General features: G+C 72.2%; 19 protein-coding genes. 4 read left to right on the top strand and 15 right to left on the bottom strand.

The window, feature by feature from the left end; translation table 11 throughout:
• Positions 1-56: 56 nt before the first annotated feature.
• Positions 57-3464: a pyruvate carboxylase gene (locus AAD528_RS03490; protein ID WP_345750630.1), complete on the bottom strand. Its 3408-nt coding sequence runs from the start codon at positions 3462-3464 to the stop codon at positions 57-59.
• A gap of 152 nt (positions 3465-3616) precedes the next feature.
• Between AAD528_RS03490 and AAD528_RS03495 the strand changes: the two genes are divergently transcribed.
• On the top strand, positions 3617-4432 hold the full coding sequence (locus AAD528_RS03495; protein ID WP_345750631.1) for a ParA family protein: 816 nt from the start codon (positions 3617-3619) through the stop codon (positions 4430-4432).
• 62 nt (positions 4433-4494) lie between these two features.
• Here AAD528_RS03495 and AAD528_RS03500 read toward each other — a convergent pair whose 3' ends face one another.
• The 3 genes from AAD528_RS03500 to AAD528_RS03510 all read right to left on the bottom strand — a co-directional run bounded on the left by AAD528_RS03500 (position 4495) and on the right by AAD528_RS03510 (position 6410).
• Positions 4495-5034, bottom strand: coding sequence for a MerR family transcriptional regulator (locus AAD528_RS03500; RefSeq protein ID WP_345750632.1), 540 nt, complete (start codon positions 5032-5034; stop codon positions 4495-4497).
• 141 nt (positions 5035-5175) lie between these two features.
• A complete protein-coding gene (gene ftsR, locus AAD528_RS03505; protein ID WP_345750633.1) occupies positions 5176-5880 on the bottom strand; it encodes a transcriptional regulator FtsR in 705 nt (234 codons plus the stop codon).
• Positions 5880-6410: an FHA domain-containing protein gene (locus tag AAD528_RS03510; RefSeq protein WP_375339572.1), complete on the bottom strand. Its 531-nt coding sequence runs from the start codon at positions 6408-6410 to the stop codon at positions 5880-5882. The genes ftsR and AAD528_RS03510 overlap by 1 nt, the downstream gene beginning before the upstream one ends.
• A 118-nt stretch (positions 6411-6528) precedes the next feature.
• Between AAD528_RS03510 and AAD528_RS03515 the strand changes: the two genes are divergently transcribed.
• Together AAD528_RS03515 and lpdA are read left to right on the top strand one after the other, a co-directional pair.
• Positions 6529-7230 carry a copper resistance CopC family protein gene (locus tag AAD528_RS03515; protein ID WP_345750634.1) on the top strand — a complete coding sequence of 234 codons (702 nt, stop codon included), beginning with the start codon at positions 6529-6531 and terminating at the stop codon, positions 7228-7230.
• 29 nt (positions 7231-7259) lie between these two features.
• A complete protein-coding gene (gene lpdA, locus AAD528_RS03520) occupies positions 7260-8657 on the top strand; it encodes a dihydrolipoyl dehydrogenase (RefSeq protein ID WP_345750635.1) in 1398 nt (465 codons plus the stop codon).
• A gap of 63 nt (positions 8658-8720) precedes the next feature.
• Here lpdA and AAD528_RS03525 read toward each other — a convergent pair whose 3' ends face one another.
• The 6 genes from AAD528_RS03525 to smpB all read right to left on the bottom strand — a co-directional run bounded on the left by AAD528_RS03525 (position 8721) and on the right by smpB (position 12007).
• The gene (locus tag AAD528_RS03525; protein WP_345750636.1) at positions 8721-9359 is read right to left on the bottom strand and encodes a CYTH domain-containing protein; all 639 of its coding nucleotides are present in this window, start codon (positions 9357-9359) and stop codon (positions 8721-8723) included.
• A complete protein-coding gene (locus AAD528_RS03530; RefSeq protein WP_345750637.1) occupies positions 9356-9589 on the bottom strand; it encodes a response regulator in 234 nt (77 codons plus the stop codon). Before AAD528_RS03530 ends, AAD528_RS03525 begins: the two co-directional genes overlap by 4 nt.
• A gap of 10 nt (positions 9590-9599) precedes the next feature.
• The gene (locus AAD528_RS03535) at positions 9600-10643 is read right to left on the bottom strand and encodes a YihY/virulence factor BrkB family protein (protein WP_345750638.1); all 1044 of its coding nucleotides are present in this window, start codon (positions 10641-10643) and stop codon (positions 9600-9602) included.
• A 51-nt stretch (positions 10644-10694) separates the two neighbouring features.
• Positions 10695-11162, bottom strand: a complete 468-nt coding sequence (locus AAD528_RS03540) for a prepilin peptidase (RefSeq protein WP_345750639.1) — start codon at positions 11160-11162, stop codon at positions 10695-10697.
• 63 nt (positions 11163-11225) lie between these two features.
• Positions 11226-11522 (bottom strand): DUF1905 domain-containing protein, encoded by a 297-nt coding sequence (locus tag AAD528_RS03545; protein WP_345750640.1) that lies wholly within the window; start codon positions 11520-11522, stop codon positions 11226-11228.
• An 8-nt stretch (positions 11523-11530) separates the two neighbouring features.
• A complete protein-coding gene (gene smpB / locus AAD528_RS03550; protein WP_345750641.1) occupies positions 11531-12007 on the bottom strand; it encodes an SsrA-binding protein SmpB in 477 nt (158 codons plus the stop codon).
• Between the two features lie 106 nt (positions 12008-12113).
• Here smpB and AAD528_RS03555 point away from each other — a divergent pair, with 106 nt between their 5' ends.
• Positions 12114-12608 carry a nucleoside/nucleotide kinase family protein gene (locus tag AAD528_RS03555; RefSeq protein WP_345750642.1) on the top strand — a complete coding sequence of 165 codons (495 nt, stop codon included), beginning with the start codon at positions 12114-12116 and terminating at the stop codon, positions 12606-12608.
• 7 nt (positions 12609-12615) lie between these two features.
• On the opposite strand, the gene ftsX is transcribed toward AAD528_RS03555, so the two are convergent.
• The 5 genes from ftsX to AAD528_RS03580 form a co-directional block, all read right to left on the bottom strand.
• Positions 12616-13524 carry a permease-like cell division protein FtsX gene (gene ftsX / locus AAD528_RS03560; RefSeq protein ID WP_345750643.1) on the bottom strand — a complete coding sequence of 303 codons (909 nt, stop codon included), beginning with the start codon at positions 13522-13524 and terminating at the stop codon, positions 12616-12618.
• Complete coding sequence (gene ftsE, locus AAD528_RS03565; protein WP_345750644.1) at positions 13521-14672, bottom strand: cell division ATP-binding protein FtsE; 1152 nt, start codon at positions 14670-14672, stop codon at positions 13521-13523. Before ftsE ends, ftsX begins: the two co-directional genes overlap by 4 nt.
• Before the next feature lie 85 nt (positions 14673-14757).
• Positions 14758-16545: a lipase family protein gene (locus AAD528_RS03570; protein ID WP_345750645.1), complete on the bottom strand. Its 1788-nt coding sequence runs from the start codon at positions 16543-16545 to the stop codon at positions 14758-14760.
• An 84-nt stretch (positions 16546-16629) separates the two neighbouring features.
• A complete protein-coding gene (locus AAD528_RS03575) occupies positions 16630-18024 on the bottom strand; it encodes a sugar porter family MFS transporter (protein ID WP_345750646.1) in 1395 nt (464 codons plus the stop codon).
• An 89-nt stretch (positions 18025-18113) separates the two neighbouring features.
• The gene (locus AAD528_RS03580) at positions 18114-20204 is read right to left on the bottom strand and encodes a RecQ family ATP-dependent DNA helicase (protein WP_345750647.1); all 2091 of its coding nucleotides are present in this window, start codon (positions 20202-20204) and stop codon (positions 18114-18116) included.

A 20204-nucleotide genomic window follows, 5' to 3' on the forward strand; every position in this document is an offset into this window, starting at 1 on the left:
CCCCACCGGGCGAGCCCCTCCCGCCCCGGAGCCCGGTCAGGCCGGGCCCCCCAAGATTACTGTCCGGTGGTGACGACGACCAAAAGGTCGCCGGCGTCGACCTGCTGGGTGGAGGCGATCGCGAGCCGCTCCACGACCCCGCCGTGCGGCGACGTGATCGCGGCCTCCATCTTCATGGCCTCGATCGACGCGACCGCCTGGCCCGGCTCGACCCGGTCTCCCACCTCGACCTTGAGCGTCACGACGCCCGAGAAGGGCGCCGCCACGTGGCCGGGCTTGGACGTGTCCGCCTTCTCCGCCGAGAGCACCTCGACCGCGATGCCGCGGTCGCGCGCCGACACCGGACGCAGCTGGCCGTTGAGCGTGGCCATGACCGACCGGATGCCCTTCTCGTCGGGCTCGCCGATCGCCTCGAGGCCGACGTGCAGCTGCACGCCGCGCTCGATCTCGACCACGTGCTCGCCACCCTGCTCGAGGCCGTACAGGTAGTCGGCCGTGTCGAGCACCGACAGGTCGCCGTAGGTCTCGCGCGCCTCCTCGAAGGCCTTCGTGGGCTGCGGGAACAGCAGGCGGTTCAGCGTCGCGCGGCGCGTCGCGGCGTCGCCCTCCAGCGCGGCCCGGTCGTCGGCCTCGAGCGGCGTGACACCGGGCTTGATGTCGCGGCCCGCGAGAACCTTGGTGCGGAAGGGCTCGGGCCATCCGCCCGGCAGGTCGCCCAGCTCACCGGCCATGAAGCCCACGACGGAGTCCGGCACGTCGTACTTCTGGGGGTTCTCCTCGAAGTCGGCCGGATCGGCCTTGACCGCCGCCAGGTGCAGCGCGAGGTCGCCCACGACCTTCGACGACGGGGTCACCTTGGGCACGCGGCCCAGGATGTCGTTCGCCGCGGCGTACATGTCCTCGATGAGCTCGAAGTCGTCCGCGAGGCCCAGCGCGATCGCCTGCTGGCGGAGGTTCGAGAGCTGGCCGCCCGGGATCTCGTGGCGGTACACGCGACCGGTCGGCCCGTCCAGGCCCGACTCGAACGGGCGGTACTGGTGGCGCACGGCCTCCCAGTACGGCTCCAGGTCGCACACGGCCTGCAGGTCGATGCCCGTGTCGCGCTCGGTGTGCGCGAGCGCGGCGACCAGGGCCGACAGCGACGGCTGGCTCGTGGTGCCCGCCATGGGAGCGGACGCCGCGTCGACCGCGTCCGCGCCGGCCGCGCTCGCGGCGAGCAGCGTCGCGAGCTGACCACCCGGAGTGTCGTGCGTGTGGACGTGCACGGGCAGGTCGAACCGCTCGCGCAGCGCGCCCACGAGCTTGGCGGCCGCGGCCGGGCGCAGCAGGCCCGCCATGTCCTTGATGGCCAGGATGTGCGCGCCCGCGTCGACGATCTGCTCTGCGAGGCGCAGGTAGTAGTCGAGCGTGTAGAGGTCCTCGGCCGGGTTCAGCAGGTCGCCCGTGTAGCAGACGGCGACCTCGGCGACTGAGGTGCCGGTGCCGAGCACGGCGTCGATCGCGGGGCGCATCTGGGAGACGTCGTTGAGCGCGTCGAAGATGCGGAAGATGTCGATGCCGCTGGCGGCGGCCTCGCGCACGAACGCGTCCGTGACCTCGGTCGGGTACGGCGTGTAGCCGACGGTGTTGCGGCCGCGCAGCAGCATCTGGATCGCGACGTTCGGCAGCGCCTCGCGCAGCTTGTCCAGGCGCTCCCACGGGTCCTCGGCGAGGAACCGCAGCGCGACGTCGTACGTGGCGCCGCCCCAGGCCTCGACCGAGAGCAGCTGCGGCGTCAGGCGCGCCACGTGCGGCGCGACCGCGACCAGGTCCTTCGTGCGCACGCGGGTCGCCAGCAGCGACTGGTGCGCGTCGCGGAACGTCGTCTCGGTCACGGCGAGCGCGGTCTGCTCGCGCAGGGCCTTGGCGAAGCCGGCGGGGCCGAGCTCCTGCAGGCGCTGGCGGGAGCCGGCGGGCGCGGGTGAGCTCAGGTCGACCGCCGGCAGCTTCGCGGCCGGTGCGATCGCGAGCGGGTTGTCGCCGTTCGGCTTGTTGACGGTCACGTCGACCAGCCAGTTCACGATCTTCGATCCGCGGTCCTTCGAGACGCGACCGCGCAGCAGCTGCGGGCGCTCGTCGATGAACGAGGTCGACAGATCGCCGGCGACGAACGCCGGGTCGTCCAGCACGGCCTGCAGGAACGGGATGTTCGTGGCCACGCCGCGGATGCGGAACTCCGCCAGGGCGCGGCGCGCGCGGGCGACCGCGGCGCCGAAGTCGCGACCGCGCACGCTCAGCTTCGCGAGCATCGAGTCGAAATGCGGGCTGATCTGCGAGCCGGCGGCCGTCGTGCCGCCGTCGAGGCGGATGCCGGCGCCGCCCGGGGAGCGGTACGTCGTGATCTTGCCGGTGTCGGGGCGGAAGCCCTGCGCGGGGTCCTCGGTGGTGATGCGGCACTGCAGCGCGGCACCGCGCAGCTGGATCTGATCCTGCAGCAGACCGAGGTCGGCGAGCGTCTCGCCCGACGCGATCCGCATCTGCGACTGCACGAGGTCGACGTCCGTGACCTCCTCTGTCACGGTGTGCTCGACCTGGATGCGCGGGTTCATCTCGATGAAGACGACCTCGCCCGTCCGCTCCCCCGCCGTCTCGAGCAGGAACTCGACCGTGCCGGCGTTCTCGTAGCCGATCGACTCGGCGAACGCGACGGCGTAGCGGTGCAGGTCGGAGCGGATCCCGTCGTCGAGGTTCGGCGCCGGCGCGATCTCGATCACCTTCTGGTGCCGGCGCTGCACGGAGCAGTCGCGCTCGAACAGGTGCACGGTCGCCCCGGACTTGTCGGCGAGGATCTGCACCTCGACGTGCCGGGGGCGCAGCACCGCCTGCTCGAGGAACATCCGCGGGTCGCCGAACGCGCTCTGCGCCTCGCGCATCGCCTCGGCCAGCGCCGGGGCGAGCTCCGCCTTGGACTCCACGCGGCGCATGCCGCGGCCGCCGCCGCCCGCGACGGCCTTCGCGAACAGCGGGAACCCGATGTCGTCCGACTGCGCGACCAGCGCGTCCACGTCATCCGACGCCTCGGTCGAGCGCAGCACCGGCACGCCCGCCTTGATGGCGTGCTCCTTGGCCGTGACCTTGTTGCCGGCCATCTCGAGAACGGTGGACGACGGGCCGATGAACGTGATGCCCGCGGCCGCGGACTTCGCGGCGAGCTCGGGGTTCTCGGAGAGGAAGCCGTAGCCCGGGTAGATCGCGTCGGCGCCGGCCTCGACCGCGACGCGCACGATCTCGTCCACGTCGAGGTAGGCGCGGACGGGGTGGCCCTCCTCGCCGATGCGGTAGGCCTCGTCGGCCTTCAGACGGTGCAGCGAGTTGCGGTCCTCGTGGGGGTACACCGCGACGGTGCGCGCGCCCAGCTCGTACGCCGCACGGAAGGCTCGGATCGCGATCTCACCGCGGTTTGCCACAAGGATCTTCGAGAACATGCGGGTCCTTCCGTCGGGGCGCCGGCGCGTGGGGATGTCACCGGGCCTCGCTGCCGTCGCCTCGGCGACTCGGGGGCCGCCAGAGCGTTTGCGTCAGGGACTGGTGTTCCCTGAAGTGTCTCTCAGCATAGGGCGTTGTAACGTTGGGGATTGTGCACGTACTCAGCGTCAGTTCCCTCAAGGGAGGCGTCGGCAAGACGACCGTGACCCTCGGTCTCGCGTCCGCCGCCTTCGCACGATCGCTGCGCACGCTGGTGGTCGATCTCGACCCGCAGGCGGATGTCTCGACCGGTCTGGACGTCCAGATCGCCGGCCGTCTCAACGTCTCCGATGTGCTGACCAGCCCCAAGGAGAAGATCGTCCGCCAGGCGATCACCTCGAGCGGCTGGACGCGCGTGCACGACGGCACGATCGACGTCATGCTCGGCAGCCCGTCGGCCATCAACTTCGACGGCCCGCACCCCACGGTCGCGGACGTCTGGAAGCTGGAGGAGGCGCTCGCCTCGATCGAGGCGGAGTACGACCTCGTGCTGATCGACTGCCCGCCGTCGCTCAACGCCCTCACCCGCACGGCGTGGGCCGCGTCCGACCGCGTCATGGTCGTCACGGAGCCCGGGCTGTTCTCGGTGGCCGCCGCCGACCGCGCGCTGCGCGCGATCGAGGAGATCCGCCGCGGCCTCTCCCCCCGTCTGCAGCCCCTCGGCATCGTCGTGAACCGCGTGCGCCCGCAGTCGGTCGAGCACCAGTTCCGCATCAAGGAGCTGCGCGACATGTTCGGTCCGCTCGTGCTCGAGCCGCAGCTGCCCGAGCGCACGTCGCTGCAGCAGGCGCAGGGCGCCGCCAAGCCGCTGCACGTGTGGCCCGGCGAGTCCGCTCAGGAGCTCGCCGCCGACTTCGACGCGCTGCTGGACCGCATCATGCGCGCCGGCCGCATCACGGACCCCGCCGAAGAGGCCAAGGCGGAATAGTCCTCCGCTGCGCGGGGCGGTGCGGTTTCATCCCCCGCCTCGCGGGGCTGTGCAGCCGGAGACTAGGCCGTGCGCTTCGCGCGGCGCTGGGCGAGCTCGTCCACCTGGTCGGGGCTGGTCGCCTCGAAGTCGACCAGCGTGGCCTCGACCTCATGCAGGACCTTGCCGACCGCGATGCCGAACACGCCCTGGCCGCGGCTGACGAGGTCGATGACCTCGTCGTTCGACGTGCACAGGTACACGGACGCGCCGTCGCTCATGAGCGTGGTGCCGGCGAGGTCACGGATGCCGGCGGCGCGCAGCTGCTCGACCGCCGTGCGGATCTGCTGCAGCGAGATGCCGGTGTCCAGGAGCCGCTTGACGAGCTTGAGCACGAGGATGTCGCGGAAGCCGTACAGGCGCTGGGATCCGGATCCGCTCGCGTTGCGCACGGTGGGCTCGACCAGCTCGGTGCGGGCCCAGTAGTCGAGCTGGCGGTACGTGATGCCCGCCGCGCGGGCGGCGACGGCGCCGCGGTAGCCGGCCTCGGGGTCGAGGTCGGGCAGGCCGTCGGTGAAGAGGAGATCGGTCATGCCGCGACCGGTGGGATCGTCAGCGCTCATAAATCCATCCTCCTCGGGTGATTGCAGTTCCACCGTATGGGAGGCCCCACACCCCGGCAATGACATCCGTGTGATCCGGGTGGCGTGTCGCCGTCGCGTTACACAAGAGTGACCTTCGACCTGAACCTGAAGCCCACGTGCTCAGCCGACGATGCGGCCGAGCGCGTTCTTGACCAGGATCGTGCGCACCTCGTCCAGGCGCGACGCGAGCTCGGGGGCGAGCTCGCTGGCCTTCGCGCGCGAGCCCGCGTCGGTGCGGCGCAGCAGCGCCGACAGGGCGGACTCGACGAGCGCGACCTCGCGCTCGGCGCTCTGCCGGAGCCCCCGCACGTGGCGCGGCTCGATACCGTGGCGCGACAGCGCCACGAGGGCGCGCAGCAGCGCGAGCGCCTGGTCGTCATACGAGTCGGCGGCCTTCATCAGCCCGGTGCTCACGGCGTCGTTCAGCAGCTGCGGCGCGGCTCCCGCGGCGCTCAGCAGCTCCTGGCGGGTGTGCCGCCGGACGGCCGGGTGGATCGACGGCGGCGGGACCTGCGGATTCGCGGGCGCGCGGCCCGCGTCGACATCCTCGAGGTAGTCGCGGATCTTCACGAGCGGCAGGTAGTGATCGCGCTGCAGCGTGAGCGCGAGCCGGAGCCGCTCGAGGTCCTGGGGGGAGAACTTGCGGTAGCCCGACGACGTGCGCTGCGGGTTCACGATGCCCTGCACCTCGAGGAAGCGCAGCTTGCTGGACGTCAGGGCCGGGAACTCGGGCGTGAGCTTCGACAGCACCTGGCCGATGCTCAGAAGGCCCGCGGGCGCCTTCCGTGCAGCGGAGGCAGGCTCGCGGGCGGCGGCCGCCGCCATCAGGCGACCTGCCCCGATCCGGTCCCGTTCTGACCCGAGCCGTTCTGACGATCCAGCGGCGAGACGAAGAAGTTGAGGCGGAACTTGCCGATGCGCACCTCGGCGCCGTTGCGCAGCTCGGAGCGGTCGACCCGCTCGCCGTTCACGTACGTGCCGTTCAGCGAGCGCTGGTCGACGATCTCGAACGACGCGCGGTGGCGCGTGATCTCCGCGTGACGGCGCGAGACCGTGACGTCGTCGAGGAAGATGTCGGCCTCCGGGTGACGCCCGGCCGTCGTGACGTCCGTGTCGAGCAGGTAGCGGGCGCCGGCCGTGGGGCCGGAGCGCACCAGCAGGAGCGCGGACCCGGAGGGCAGAGCCGCGATCGCATCGCGCTCGGCGGCGTTCAGCTCACCCGCGAACGGGACGAAGGACAGGTCGGAGTCGTGCCCGAACGTCTGGGTCGAATCGCCCGAGCCGTCGTAGCCGAACCGCGTCGTATCGCCGTCGCGGTGGATCGGCGAACCGGCGCCGTGCTCGTTCTGTGACACGCGTCATCCCTCCTTTCGGACCAGCCTAACCGATCGCTTTCCGCCGGTCACAAGTCGGTCACGGGCCGGATGCCGGATATCGCGGCTCGCGATCAGCACGCGCGGGTACCGTGGCGGTATGCCCGTCGCACGCTCCCCCCGTCCGCACCGCCTCGTCGTGACAGGCGCCGCCGCGCTCAGCGTGGGCCTCGGAGTGCTGCTGGCGGCCTCCCCCGCCGCCGCGCACGACTCGCTGATCAGCACGGATCCGGCCACGGATTCGACCGTGGAGACCATGCCGGAGGAGATCTCGCTGTCATTCTCGTCGGCCCTGCTCACCATGAGCCCGCAGGACACCGTCGTCGACGTGATCTCCCCATCCGGGCAGGACGTGTCGGAAGGGGACGCGGTCGTCGACGGCGCGGTCGTGCGCCAGGCGATCGGCGAGGCGGTCGGGGCCGGCGCGTACACGGTCAACTGGCACGTCGTCTCGGGCGACGGCCATCCGACCGAGGGGTCGTACTCGTTCGCGGTGACGACGGCCTCGGAGGGAACCGGCGTGGCGCCCGAGAACGACGAGACCCAGACCGCGCCGCCCCCGAAGCCCGTGGTCACGCCGACCCCGACCAAAGAGGCGCCCTCCGCCGCGCCCACGACGGCCTCCGCGGCCCCGGCGCCGAGCGAGAACCACGACCGGTCGTTCGGCGAGGTCCTCCCGTGGATCCTGCTGGGCGTGACGGGCATCGCGATCGTGGGCGCGCTCATCGCCGTGCTCGTCACGCGAGGACGTGGCGGCTCGGACGACGACGCCCCCGACGAGGACCGTCCCGACCAGGTCTGAGCGCTCCCGCCGCGGGCTAGGCTGGAGCCATGGCTCATTACGACGTCGTCATCCTCGGCGCGGGTCCCGGCGGTTACGTCGCGGCCGTGCGCAGCGCGCAGCTCGGACTCAATGTCGCGATCATCGAAGAGAAGTACTGGGGCGGCGTCTGCCTCAACGTCGGGTGCATCCCGTCGAAGGCGCTGCTGAAGAACGCGGAGATCGCCCACACCTTCACCCACAAGGCCGAGCTGTTCGGCATCTCGGGTGACGTGCACTTCGACTTCGGCACGGCGTTCGACCGCAGCCGCAAGGTCGCGGAGACGCACGTCAAGGGCATCCACTTCCTGATGAAGAAGAACAAGGTCACCGAGTACGACGGCCGCGGCACCTTCACGGGCCCGAAGGCCATCTCGGTCGCCAAGGCGGACGGCTCGACCGAGGAGGTCACGTTCGACAACGCGATCATCGCGACCGGCTCGAAGGTGCGCCTGCTGCCGGGCGTGCAGCTCAGCGACAACGTCGTGACGTACGAGGAGCAGATCCTCACGCGCGACCTGCCCGAGTCGGTCGTGATCGTGGGCGCGGGAGCCATCGGCATGGAGTTCGCCTACGTGCTGTCGAACTACGGCGTGAAGGTCACGATCATCGAGTTCCTCGACCGCGCGCTGCCGAACGAGGACGCCGAGGTCTCCAAGGAGATCCAGAAGCAGTACAAGAAGTACGGCATCGACATCCTGGTCTCGACCGCGGTCAAGACGGTCGAGGACGGCGGATCGTCCGTGCGCGTCACGTACGAGACGCGCGACGGCCAGCCGGGCGAGATCACGGCCGGCAAGGTGCTCATGTCGGTCGGCTTCGCGCCGAACATCGAGGGCTTCGGCCTCGAGGCGACGGGCGTCAAGCTCACCGAGCGCGGCGCGATCGAGATCGACGACCACATGCGCACGAACGTCGAGGGCATCTACGCCATCGGCGACGTGACCGCGAAGCTGCAGCTGGCCCACGTGGCCGAGGCGCAGGGCGTCGTCGCGGCCGAGACGATCGGAAAGGCGGAGACGCAGACGCTCGGGGACTACCGGATGATGCCGCGCGCCACGTTCTGCTCGCCGCAGGTCGCGAGCTTCGGCCTCACGGAGGAGCAGGCGCGCGCCGAGGGTCGCGAGATCAAGGTCGCGAAGTTCCCCTTCAGCGCCAACGGCAAGGCGAACGGCCTGGGCGAGCCCGTCGGCTTCGTCAAGCTGATCGCGGACGCCGAGCACCTCGAGCTCATCGGCGGCCACCTGATCGGCCCCGACGTCTCCGAGCTGCTGCCCGAGCTGACACTCGCCGCCAAGTGGGACCTGACGGCCCTCGAGGCCGCCCGCAACGTGCACACGCACCCGACGCTGTCGGAGGCGCTGCAGGAGGCCTTCCACGGCCTCGCGGGTCACATGATCAACCTGTAGGAGCCTTCCCGGCTCCACGACGAAGGCCTCCGGATCATCCGGAGGCCTTCGTCGTGCCGCGGGTCAGTGCCCGAGCGCGCGTGCGAGCTTGGACGCCGAGCTCGCCTGCCGGGCACCGGCCGCGATCGCGGCCTCCTCGACCGCCGCGAAGAACACCTCACGCGTCTCGTGCGCCGCAGGGGCGGCGGGCCCGAGCTCGACCTCCCACTCGTGCCACTCGCGCTCGGTGCCCGCGCGGAGATCCGTGGTCCGCACGTGGTCGTCGACGAACTCCGCGAGCACGCCGCCTTCCGCATCCAGCAGCGCGTACGCCGTGCGGTCGTTGACGATGCGCGCGAGCGGCGTGAGCGGATCCGTCGTCCACCGCGCGACCTCGGCCGCGACGGCCTCCGGCACCTCGTCCGTCTCGCCGAGCGGCCAGCCCAGCTCGGTCCGGCCGCCGTCGACCAGCGGTCCCTTGATGTGCCAGCCGGCGTCGGGACCTCCCGTACGGCGCCGCAGCGCCACGCCGGCGCGCGCGAGGACGGCCTCGGCGGTGTCGAGATAGAGCGCGTCCAGGTGGCGCGGCTCCCCGTCCGTCACGCGGGCGACGCCGGGCACGCTCTCCCAGGACGGCACGGGCGTGCCGGCGTCGACGTCGAACTTGCGCTCGACCTCGATGGAGCGGGACGGCTCTCCCTGCGCGACGGGATCCGGGGTCACTCGCCGGGCCGGACGTCGTCGTCGTCGGGGGTGACCTCCTGCGGCTCCTCCGTGAAGCGGAAGGCGACCTCCGTGGGGCCGTCGTCGTCGCCCGTGTGCTCGGGGCCGCCGTCGCGGTCGTAGACCAGCTGACCCTCCGAGTACGGCAGGATCAGCTGCTCGAGGTCGTCGTTCTCCAGGGGCAGGACCTGTCCATCGAGGGGTCCGCCGTGCAGTCGTGCGATAGCCATGCTCCTCACCCTAGCTCTCGGCCTCGTGGCTCTCACGGACTTGACGCAGGTCCGCTTCGCGCTCCTTGTCCTCCACCTGGCGCGCCTCGCGCAGCTCCAGGACGGCGGCCTGCACCCCGCTCTCGGCGCGGCGCACGCGGCGCTGCGCGAACGTCTCGGCCGCGAACCGGGCGTGCACGCGGTCGTGCTGCTCCTCGGCGCCGACGATGATGTACGCCGCGGCGATCAGGATGACCTGCGCGGAGAGGTTGACCCACAGCAGCAGGGCGATGAGCGAGGCGAACGAGGCCAGCAGCGGGTTGGATCCGGCTCCGCTGACGAACAGGCTCGACAGCTGCTGCAGCACGACGAGCCCGATCGCGCCGAGGATCGCTCCCGCCCAGACGTTGCGCGGCGAGGCCTTCATGCCGGACAGCATCCAGAACATGACCGCGATCATCATGGCGTCGAGCGCGAGCGTCACGAGCACGGTGATCGAGCGGGTCAGCACGACCGCGATGCCCGTCTGCCCCGCGCCGATCCAGTCGAGCACCGTGGTGACGAACGCCGAGCCGAGGAACGTCGTGACGGCGGCGGCGATCAGGAGCACGCCGAGGATGATCGCGAACAGCAGGTCGCGCAGGATCACGACGATCGGCGACGACGTCGCGTGCGTCGTGCCCGCCATCATCCGGATGGACGTGCGCAGCGCGCCGACCGCGCCGATCGCGGCGCCCACCAGACCGACCAGCGAGATGATGCCCGCGAGGGTGAAGCTCGCCGGCTCGCGCAGGAGGTCGGCGTCGATCAGGCCGCCCTCGCCGACGAGCCCCGGGATCACGTTGTCCACGGCCGACAGCAGCGCCTGCCAGAGGTCGGGCTGCCCGGCGAGCCAGATCGCCGCGACGGAGAATCCGAGCAGCACGCCCGCGAAGATCGAGAACAGCGCCCGGTACGTCACCGCCCCGGCGAGCAGCGCGCCCTGCTGCTCCGAGTAGAGCAGGAAGGCGCGGACCAGCTTGCGCGCGAGCGCCCACGCGATGAGGACCTTCAGCTTCGCCATGAGTCCGGCCATGCGCCTCACGTTAGCGGCGCTCCGGCACGGGCGCAGGCGCTTGACATGCCGCTACGCGAGCAGCCCCGCCCACGCGCCCACGATCATCCAGGGACCGAAGGCGATGTGCGTCTCGCGGCTCGCGCGGCCGGTCGCGAGCAGCGCGATCGCGTGCACGCCGCCCAGCGCGAACGCCGCGGCGGCTCCCGCGGCGAGCTCGATCCAGCCGTGCCAGCCGAGCAGGAGGCCCAGCAGCGCCGCGAGCTTGACGTCTCCGCCGCCCAGCCCCGCGGGGACCGCGAGCCGCAGCAGGAGGTAGAGGCCGAACAGCGCGAGCCCTCCCACGGCGGCGCGGCCGAGCGGCGTCGTGTCGCCTGCGAGGGCCGCAGCGACAGCGAGCGCGCCGGCCAGGCCCACCGCCGACGGCAGCACGATCGCGTCGGGCAGGCGGTGCTCGCGGATGTCGACGCGGATCAGGATGAGCGACACCACGAGGAGCGCCGCGTGCGATGCGGCCAGCAGAACCGCGGTTGCGCTCATCCATGCCTCCGGGACGAGGCTAGGGAAACCGCGCCGCCCGGCGCGGCGGGGTGTGGATAACCGTCAGAGCTCGAGCACGTCGACGTGCACCGACACGACGTCGCCCTCGGACAGGCCCTCGGCGTCGCGCACGGCGCGCTTCAGCGGCAGCGAGTACGTGTCGCGTCCCGGGAAGATCGACGTGCGCCACGTCGTGGCGCCGATCGTCACCTCCACGCGCAGCGAGCCGAAGCCGCGCGGCGGGGCCGGCAGCTCGCGGAGGTCGCTCGAGATCTCGGCCGGCACGTGCACGAAGAACCATGACTCGGTGCGCGCGTCCCAGCGCACGACCTCCGAGTCGAACGCGATCCGCACGCCCATGCGCGAGGCTATTCGCCCATCCGGTTGCGGGTGCGCATGGCGCGCTCGGCCTCCCGCTTGTCCTGGCGCTCTCGCAGCGTCTGGCGCTTGTCGAACTCGCGCTTGCCCTTCGCGACGCCGAGCTCGACCTTGGCGCGGCCGTCGAGGAAGTAGAGCCGCAGCGGCACGAGCGTGTAGCCGCCGGCGGAGACCGCGTGGCTGAGCTTGACGATCTCCTCCCTGTGCAGCAGGAGCTTGCGGGTGCGCTTGGACGAATGGTTGGTCCACGTGCCCTGCGAGTACTCGGGGATGTGCACGGCGTCGAGCCAGGCCTCTCCCCCGTCGATGAACGCGTAGCCGTCGCTGAGGTTCGCGCGCCCCTGGCGCAGCGACTTCACCTCGGTGCCGGTGAGCACGAGACCGGCCTCGTACGTCTTCTCGATCGTGTACTCGTGGCGCGCGCGACGGTTGGTCGCGACGACCTTCTCACCCTGTTCGCGGGGCATGTGCTCACCTCCTCGTTGTCGACGGACAGCCCTCCATCCTATCCCCAAGACGAGCGGATGACACGCGCGGGCCACCCGGCGCCCGCGCGGTGCTAGCGTCGCGAACGTGATCGGCGTATCCGTCCTGGATGATCTCGTGACCGAGATCCTGAACAACTACGGCCGCGGCCGCATCCTGATCGCGGTCGACGGCCCCGAGGCCGGCGCGACCGGGGCGTTCGCGGATGCGCTGGCCGCCGCGCTCCGGGAGCGCGACCGGACGGTCTTCCGCGCCGCCGCCCAGACGACCGGCGTCTCCGACGCCGAGGCGGGCCGCGTGCGCGACGTGCTGACCCGCTTCCGCGGCGGCGCGGCGGCGGACGGGTCCGACGTCCCCGACGACGCGCTGCTCGTCGTCGACGGCCGGTTCCTGCTGCAGCTGCGGCTGCGCGGATCCTGGCACTTCCGGATCTGGCTCGAGGGCGGCCCCGAGCTGTCGCCCGACGCATACGCCGAGCGCGCGCGGTACGTGCGCGACGACGCACCCCGCGGGGCCGCCGACGCGATCTACGACGTCACGGACGCCGACGCGCCGCGGCGCGTCTGGTCGGACTCCTGCTGATCCGGCGTCAGGCACGCAGCCAGCGGCGGATCGCGAAGCCCGCCGACAGCGCGGCCAGCACGACGCCGATCAGCACGATCACGGGCACCACGAGCAGGGCGTCACCCAGGCCGACCCACGGGATCGTGCCCATGCGCTCGGTCAGGTAGCCCTCGACGCCGAACTTCACGCCGGCGATGACCGCGCCGCTCGCGAGCAGCGATCCGATGAGCGCGGCGACCACGCCCTCGAGCACGAACGGCGTCTGGATGAAGCGGTTCGAGGCTCCGACGAGGCGCATGATGCCCACTTCGCGGCGCCGCGCGTAGGCGGACAGCCGGATGGTCGTCGAGATCAGCAGCACGGCCGAGATCAGCATGAGCGCCGCGATGCCGACCGCCATGTACGTCGCGATCGTGAGCGCCGAGAACAGCGGATCGAGGTACTGCAGCTGGTCGCGGATCTGCTCTACGCCCTCGACCCCGTTGAAGGCCTCGACGATCACGTCGGAGCGCGTGGGGTCGAGCAGCGTGACGTGGAAGACCGCGCTGGTCTGCTCCTCCGTGAGGACCTCGGCGTTCTCCGGGAAGTTCTCGATCAACGCCGCGTAGGCCTCGGCGGGCGTCTGGAACGAGGACTCCTGGATCAGCGGCGACAGGGTCTCCCCCTGCAGTTCGGCCTGCACCGCGGCGATCTGCTCCTCGGTGGCGGTGCCGCCCGTGCAGGTGTCGGTGTTCGACAGCGACGAGCACATGTAGACGTCGACCTGCGCGCGGTCCTCGAAGTAGTCGCGCATGGTGGCGATCTGCGCCTGCATCAGGATCGCGGCGCCCACGAACGTCAGCGACACGAAGGTCACGAGGATCACCGACACGACCATGGACGCGTTGCGCCGCAGTCCCGTCAGCACCTCGGACAGGATCAGTCCCAGCCTCATGTCGTCGGACCCACCTCGTCGTCGTCGGCATCGCGCAGCCCGAGGCGATCCGCCATGCCGAGCTCCGCCATGTCCGCGTCCGAGAGCGGGATGTCCGGGAGCGGGACGACGCCCGTGCGCGGCGCCGGCGTCTCGGCGTCCGCGGCCGGCTCGGTCGTGAGCGGCTCGGGCCGCGGCGCCTCGTCGGCGGCGGCCGGCTCCGGCCGGGGCTCCTCCGCCGGCTCGGCGAACGGTGCGGCCGGCGCGTCGGGCTGGGGCTCGTCGGTCAGCAGATCGGCGAAGAGCTGACGCTGCGCGGCCTCGACGACCTCGGGCCGGACCACCTCGGGCTCGGCGGCCGCGGTCTCCTCGACCGCGCCCGACGGATTGCCCGTGATCTCGCGCTGCAGCTCGAGCACGGCGGTGAGCGCCGCGACCGCGGCGGCTCCGCGCTCGACCTGCGGCTCGAGCGTCTTGACGTGCGAGCGGTCGCCGTAGCCGCCGTGGCGCTCGTCGCGCATCAGGCGACCGTCCTTCAGCTCGAGCACGCGGCGCTGCATCTGGTCGACGTAGGTCGCCTCGTGGGTGGCGCACAGGATCGTGGTGCCCGACGCGTTGATGCGCTCGAGCAGCATCATGATGTCGACGGACGTCGCCGGGTCGAGGTTTCCGGTGGGCTCGTCGGCCAGCAGCACCTGCGGCCGGTTGACCAGCGCGCGGGCGATCGCGACGCGCTGCTGCTCCCCGCCCGACAGCTCATGCGGCAGGCGCTTGGCCTTGTCTGCCAGGCCCACGAGCTCGAGCGCCTCCGGCACGGCCTGCTTGATGAAGGCGCGGGAGGACCCGATCACCTGCAGCGTGAAGGCGACGTTCTGGAAGACGGTCTTGGCCGGAAGCAGCCGGAAGTCCTGGAAGACCGACCCGATATGGCGGCGGAAGTACGGGGTGCGGCGATGCGAGAGCGTCTTCGTGTCGCGGCCGAGCACGACCACGCGGCCGTCGCTGGGCGTGTCCTCGCGCAGGATCAGACGCAGGCAGGAGGACTTCCCCGATCCCGATGCGCCGACCAGGAATACGAACTCCCCCCGCTGGACCTCGAAGTCGACATCGTCGAGGGCCGGCTTCGCGGTCCCCCGGTATCGCTTGGTGACGTGTTCGAACCGGATCATGGCGTACCGAGACTAAGCGCCGACCCCCGCGAGGCAGGGAGCGACACCCGGCGCGCCCAGACCGGTGCGCCGCAGGCGCGCGGGATCAGCGCTCGGTGGTGCGGCAGCCAGGCTCGGCGGGTTCCCCGGCGAAGCGCGCCGCGGTCCACGCGAACAGGTCCGGCACCAGGGGCGAGCCGGGTTCGACGAGCGGCACATGGCCGCGGCCCGGGTACAGCCGGTAGTCCACGCGCTGTCCTGCGGCGCAGAGCCCGCCGACGTAGCCGTCCTGCACCGCACGGGAGATCAGCTCGTCGTCCGCTCCCTGACCGATCAGGAGCGGCGCCGCGATCGACGCCGGCGGGATGTTCTCGCGCAGACGCGCCCCGAGGGGGTCGGTTGTCGGGTCGGCCGCGAAGATGTCGGGATCCCGTCGCATGCCGAGCAGGGCGAGCACCGACACCCCGGTGCTGGGCTCGGCCAGGCACCGCCCGGCCATCTGCCGCACGGCGACCTCGGCGCCCGGCCGCACGTACCGGCCGTACGCGACGTCGTCGTAGAGCTGCGCGTACGCGGCGATCACGAAGGACGCGAACACGCTTCCGCCGGTGATCCGGTCGAACTCCCCCACCATGCCCGGCAGATCGGCCGCGGGCGCGAGCGCCGCGACGCCGTCGAGAGGGACCTCGGGGGCGTAGCCGCGGGCCGCGAGCACCCCCGCCCAGAGAGCGGCGGCGCCGCCCTGGGAGTGGCCCCACACGACGGTCTGCGCCCCCAGGCGGGCCTCGTCGAGGTCGCGGGCGGCGCTCACGGCGTCGAGGACCGCGCGCCCGCTCGGCTCGCCGACGAGATACGGATGCGGGCCCGGCGTGCCGAGGCCGATGTAGTCGGTCGCGACGAGAGCCCATCCGCGGGCGACGACGTCGTCCAGCAGGAAGAACGCGCCGGACTCGAACGGCTCCGGAAGAAGAGACGGCGCGCACTGCTGCGCGAAGCCCGTGGTGCCGTGCGCCCAGTCGACCACGGGCCAGTCTCCCTCGCCGGCGGCCGGCACGACCACCAGGCCGCTCGCCACCGCCGGAGCGCCGTCGCCGTCCGTCGTCGTGTACAGGATGCGCCACGCGAGGGCTCCCGTCGGCACCTTCCGCGTGAAGCTCTCTGCCCGGATGAGCTCGCCGGGATCCGGAGGCACCGTGCGGGGCGCGGCGTAGAACTCGTCGACGACGGGCGAGCCGGCGCGCAGCGTCGCACTGAGGGAGGCCGCGCCGCCGGCGAGCAGCACGGCGACGACCGCCGCGGTGGTCCGCACCCAGCGCCGGGGTGCGCGCGGCGCGCGGCGCGTTCGGCCTCGCAGCGTCTGCCATATCTCGAGCGCCCCGCCGATGATCAGCCGCGCCCCGAAGACGGCCGCGACGATCAGCAGGGTGATGTCGGGCCACAGCAGCGCCAGCAGACCGAACACCACGCCCGCGATCCCGAGCAGGCCGGACGCGATCCTGGCATCCACGGAGGCACGCCTCGAGAAGGCCGACACGACCGAGAACACGCCGTTCGCGAGGAGCCCCACCGCCACGACGAGCGCGAGCACCCGGACGGTCAGGCCCGGCCACGTCAGGATGAAGATGCCGGCGCCGATCCACAGCGCCGCGATCGCGACGCGCCACCGCGGCGCACGCCCGGCATCGCCGCCGCCCGTGAGCTCCAGCACGCCCGTCAGGATCACGCCCGCGCCGATCAGCAGCGCGAGCACGCCCAACGAGGTGGTCGGGCGCACGAGCACGACGGCGCCGAGCACCAGGGCGGCCGTGCCGAGGACGACGCGCACCCACCGCGGGCGGCGAGCGAACCAGCGCGGGATCGTGCCCCGCGCGTCTCGCGGCTCGGACTCGGTCATGCCTGCCTCCCGCTCCCGGCCGTCAGTAACGAGGATAGGCGGCGGCTGCGGCGACCCGGCGTTCACGACACGGGAGCGGGCGCGTCAGTGCATGTCCTCCAGCTCGACGCCCTTGGTCTCGCGCACCTTCCACCACACGAACACGAAGGATCCGGCCGCGCACACGGCGTACAGGCCGTACGCGAACGACAGGCCGATGCCGCTCAGCACCGGGAACGTCGTGGAGACGATGAAGTTCGCGACCCACTGCGCCGCCGCGGCCACGGCCAGCGCGCTCGCCCGGACCCGGTTCGGGAACATCTCCCCGAGCAGCACCCACACGACCGGTCCCCACGTGGCGCCGAAGCCGATCACGAACAGGTTGGCCGCCAGCAGCGCCACGATCGACCACGGCGCCTCGAGCTCGACCTCGCCGCCGGTGACCTGGGCGAACGAGAACGCCAGGGCCATGGTGCCCAGCGCGACGGTCATGATGACCGATCCGGCCAGCAGCAGCGTGCGACGGCCCACGCGGTCGACGAGCAGGATCGCGACGATGGTCGCGAGGATGTTGATGACCGACGTGATCACGGACGTCAGCAGGGCGCTGGACTCGTCGAAGCCGACCGAGCGCCACAGCGTGGTCGAGTAGTAGAAGATCACGTTGATGCCGACGAACTGCTGGAACACCGACAGCAGGATGCCCACCCACACGATGGGTCGCAGGCCCAGGGCGCTGCCGCGCAGGTCGCGCAGCGACTCCTTCTCCTCCGACTCGAGCGAGTCGCGGATCTGCTGGATCTTGAGGTTGACGTCCTTCGCGCCGCCGAAGTCGAGCAGCACCTGCGAGGCCCTGTCCACGTCGCCGCGCAGCACGAGGTAGCGAGGCGACTCCGGCAGCCGCAGGGCCATGAGCCCGTACACGAGCGCCGGGATCGCTGCCACGACGAACATCCAGCGCCACGCGGGGATGCCGAACCACAGGGCCTCGGCGGCGCCGCCCGAGATGCCTGCGAGCAGGGCGTTCGACAGCAGCGCCGCGAAGATGCCGAGCACGATGGCGAGCTGCTGCAGCGATCCCAGACGCCCGCGGATCGCCGCGGGCGAGACCTCGGCGATGTACGCCGGGACGATGACCGACGCGGCGCCGACGCCGAGGCCTCCGACCACGCGCCAGAGGATGAGGTCGATCACGCCGAACGCGAAGCCGGACGCGATCGCGGAGACGAAGAACAGGATCGCCGCGACGATCATGACCGGCACCCGGCCCCAGCGGTTGGCGATGCCGCCCGCGAACCACGCGCCGACCGCGCAGCCCAGCAGGGCGCTCGAGACGGTGAAGCCCTCCAGCGCGCCCGTGACCGCGAGGTCCTCGGCGAGGGCCACGACGGCGCCGTTGATCACAGCGGTGTCGAAGCCGAACAGGAAGCCACCCAGTGCTGCCGCGATCGCGATGCCCGTGACCCGGGCGTTGACGCGTCGGTATGCCGTGTCCGTCATAGAACCGAGCCTAAGCACTCCCTCTCAGCGGGACGATCTTCGGCGGGGGGCTTGCGCGACCGACCGCCGCTGTGTCAACCCGGGACGCCTCAGCTCCGCAGCGCGAGGACGAACGGCAGCACCGCCGTGGCGCCCGCCCGGCGGAGCTCGCGCGCCGCGAGAGTCAGCGTCCAGCGGCTGTCGGCCAGGTCGTCGACCAGCAGCACGGGCGCGGCGGGCACCGGCAGGCCGGACGCCGCGAGGCGGCCGTGCACGTCGGCCACGCGGAATGCGCTGTTGCCGCCGGGGCGGCCCGCGGGGGCCGCGGGATCCAGCGCCAGCTCCCCCAGCCACTCGAGCCGGCCGACCTCGGCGAGCCGCCGCGCGAGCGAGCCCACGAGCCGCGGCCGCGAGCGCGACGGCACGGCCGCCACGGCGACCGGCCGCTCGTCCCAGTCCCAGTCGGCGAGCACGCGCACGCACGCCTCGAACAGGCGCGGCGGCACCTCCTGGTCGCCCGCGCCCGCGCGGAAGATCTCCCGCAGCGCACCGCCCCAGCCGAGGTCGGTCAGGCGCGCGAGCGCGCGCCCCTCGGCCGCCTGCTCCTCGGCCGGGATCCGGCCCTTCAGCGGCAGGCCGAGGCGATCGAGACCCGACGGCCACTGACGCCGCGCCTCGATCGGCACGCCCACCCGGTCGAGCGCCGACGCGGCGGACGCGGCGACGCCCTGCCCGAGCTCGGCCGAGAGCCAGGGGCCCGCGCAGTTGTCGCAGCGCCCGCACGGCGCCGCGGAGTCGTCGTCGAGCCGCCGCTGCAGGAACTCCATGCGGCAGCCCGTCGTGGCCTCGTACGCGATCATGTCGTCCTGCTCGGCGCGACGCGCGGCGGCGATCCGCTCGTACCGCTCCGCGTCGTACACCCACGGCGCGCCCGTGGCGATCCAGCCGCCCTTCTCCCGGCGCACCGCGCCGTCGACGTCCAGGACCTTCAGCAGCAGCTCGAGCGGCGTGCGCCGGATGTCGACGAGCGCCTCGAGGGCGACGGTCGACAGCGGGCGGTCGGACGCTCCCAGCGCCGACAGCACGCGCTCGGCGCGCTCCTGGTCGGGCATGGACGCCGTGGCGAAGTAGTGCCAGATGTCGCGGTCCTCGGTGCCGGGCAGCAGCACCACGTCGGCCGACGCGGTCGCGCGGCCGGCGCGGCCGACCTGCTGGTAGTACGCCACCGGGGAGGACGGCGCGCCGAGGTGCAGCACGAAGCCCAGGTCGGGCTTGTCGAAGCCCATGCCGAGCGCGCTGGTGGCCACCAGCGCCTTGACCTCGTTGCGCTTCAGAAGCACCTCGGACTCCTCGCGCTCGTCGGCGTCGCTCTGCCCCGTGTAGGCGCGCACCTCATGGCCGTGCTCGCGCAGCAGCCGCGCGGTGTCGACCGCCGCGGCGACGGTGAGCGTGTAGATGATGCCGGATCCGGGCAGCTCGCCGAGGTGGCTCAGCAGCCACGCGAGCCGGGCGGTCGCGTCGGGCAGCCGCAGCACGCCCAGGCGCAGCGAGGCGCGCGCCAGCGGGCCGCGGATGGTCGTCACGCCCTCCGCGCCAAGCTGGTCGACGACGTCGGCCACCACGCGGCTGTTGGCGGTCGCGGTGGTCGCGAGCACCGGCACCGACGGCGGCATCTGCGCGATGAGGTCCCGCAGGCGCCGGTAGTCGGGGCGGAAGTCGTGGCCCCAGTCGCTGATGCAGTGCGCCTCGTCCACGACGAGCATCCCGATCCGGCGCACCAGCGCGGGCAGCTGCTCGTCGCGGAACGTCGGGTTGTTGAGACGCTCGGGCGAGACCAGCAGCACGTCCACCTCGTCGGCGTCGAGGCGGGCCAGCACCTCGCCCCACTCGTGCGCGTTGGTCGAGTTGATCGCGACGGCACGGACCCCCGCCCGCTCGGCCGCGGCGATCTGATCGCGCATCAGCGCGAGCAGCGGCGACACCAGGATCGTGGGCCCTGCGCCCTGGTCGCGCAGCAGGCGCGTGGCGACGAAGTAGACGGCGGACTTGCCCCATCCGGTGCGCTGCACGACGAGCGCGCGACGGCGCCCGCCGACGAGGGCCTCGATCGCCTCGTACTGCCCCTCGTGGAAGACCGCGTCGTCGCGCCCGACCAGGCGGCGCAGGGCGGCGAGGGCGGAGGCGCGCAGGTCGTCGGTCAT

It is taken from the genome of Microbacterium rhizophilum, from assembly GCF_039605615.1.
In the GTDB taxonomy this organism is placed as follows: Bacteria; Actinomycetota; Actinomycetes; order Actinomycetales; family Microbacteriaceae; genus Microbacterium; species Microbacterium rhizophilus.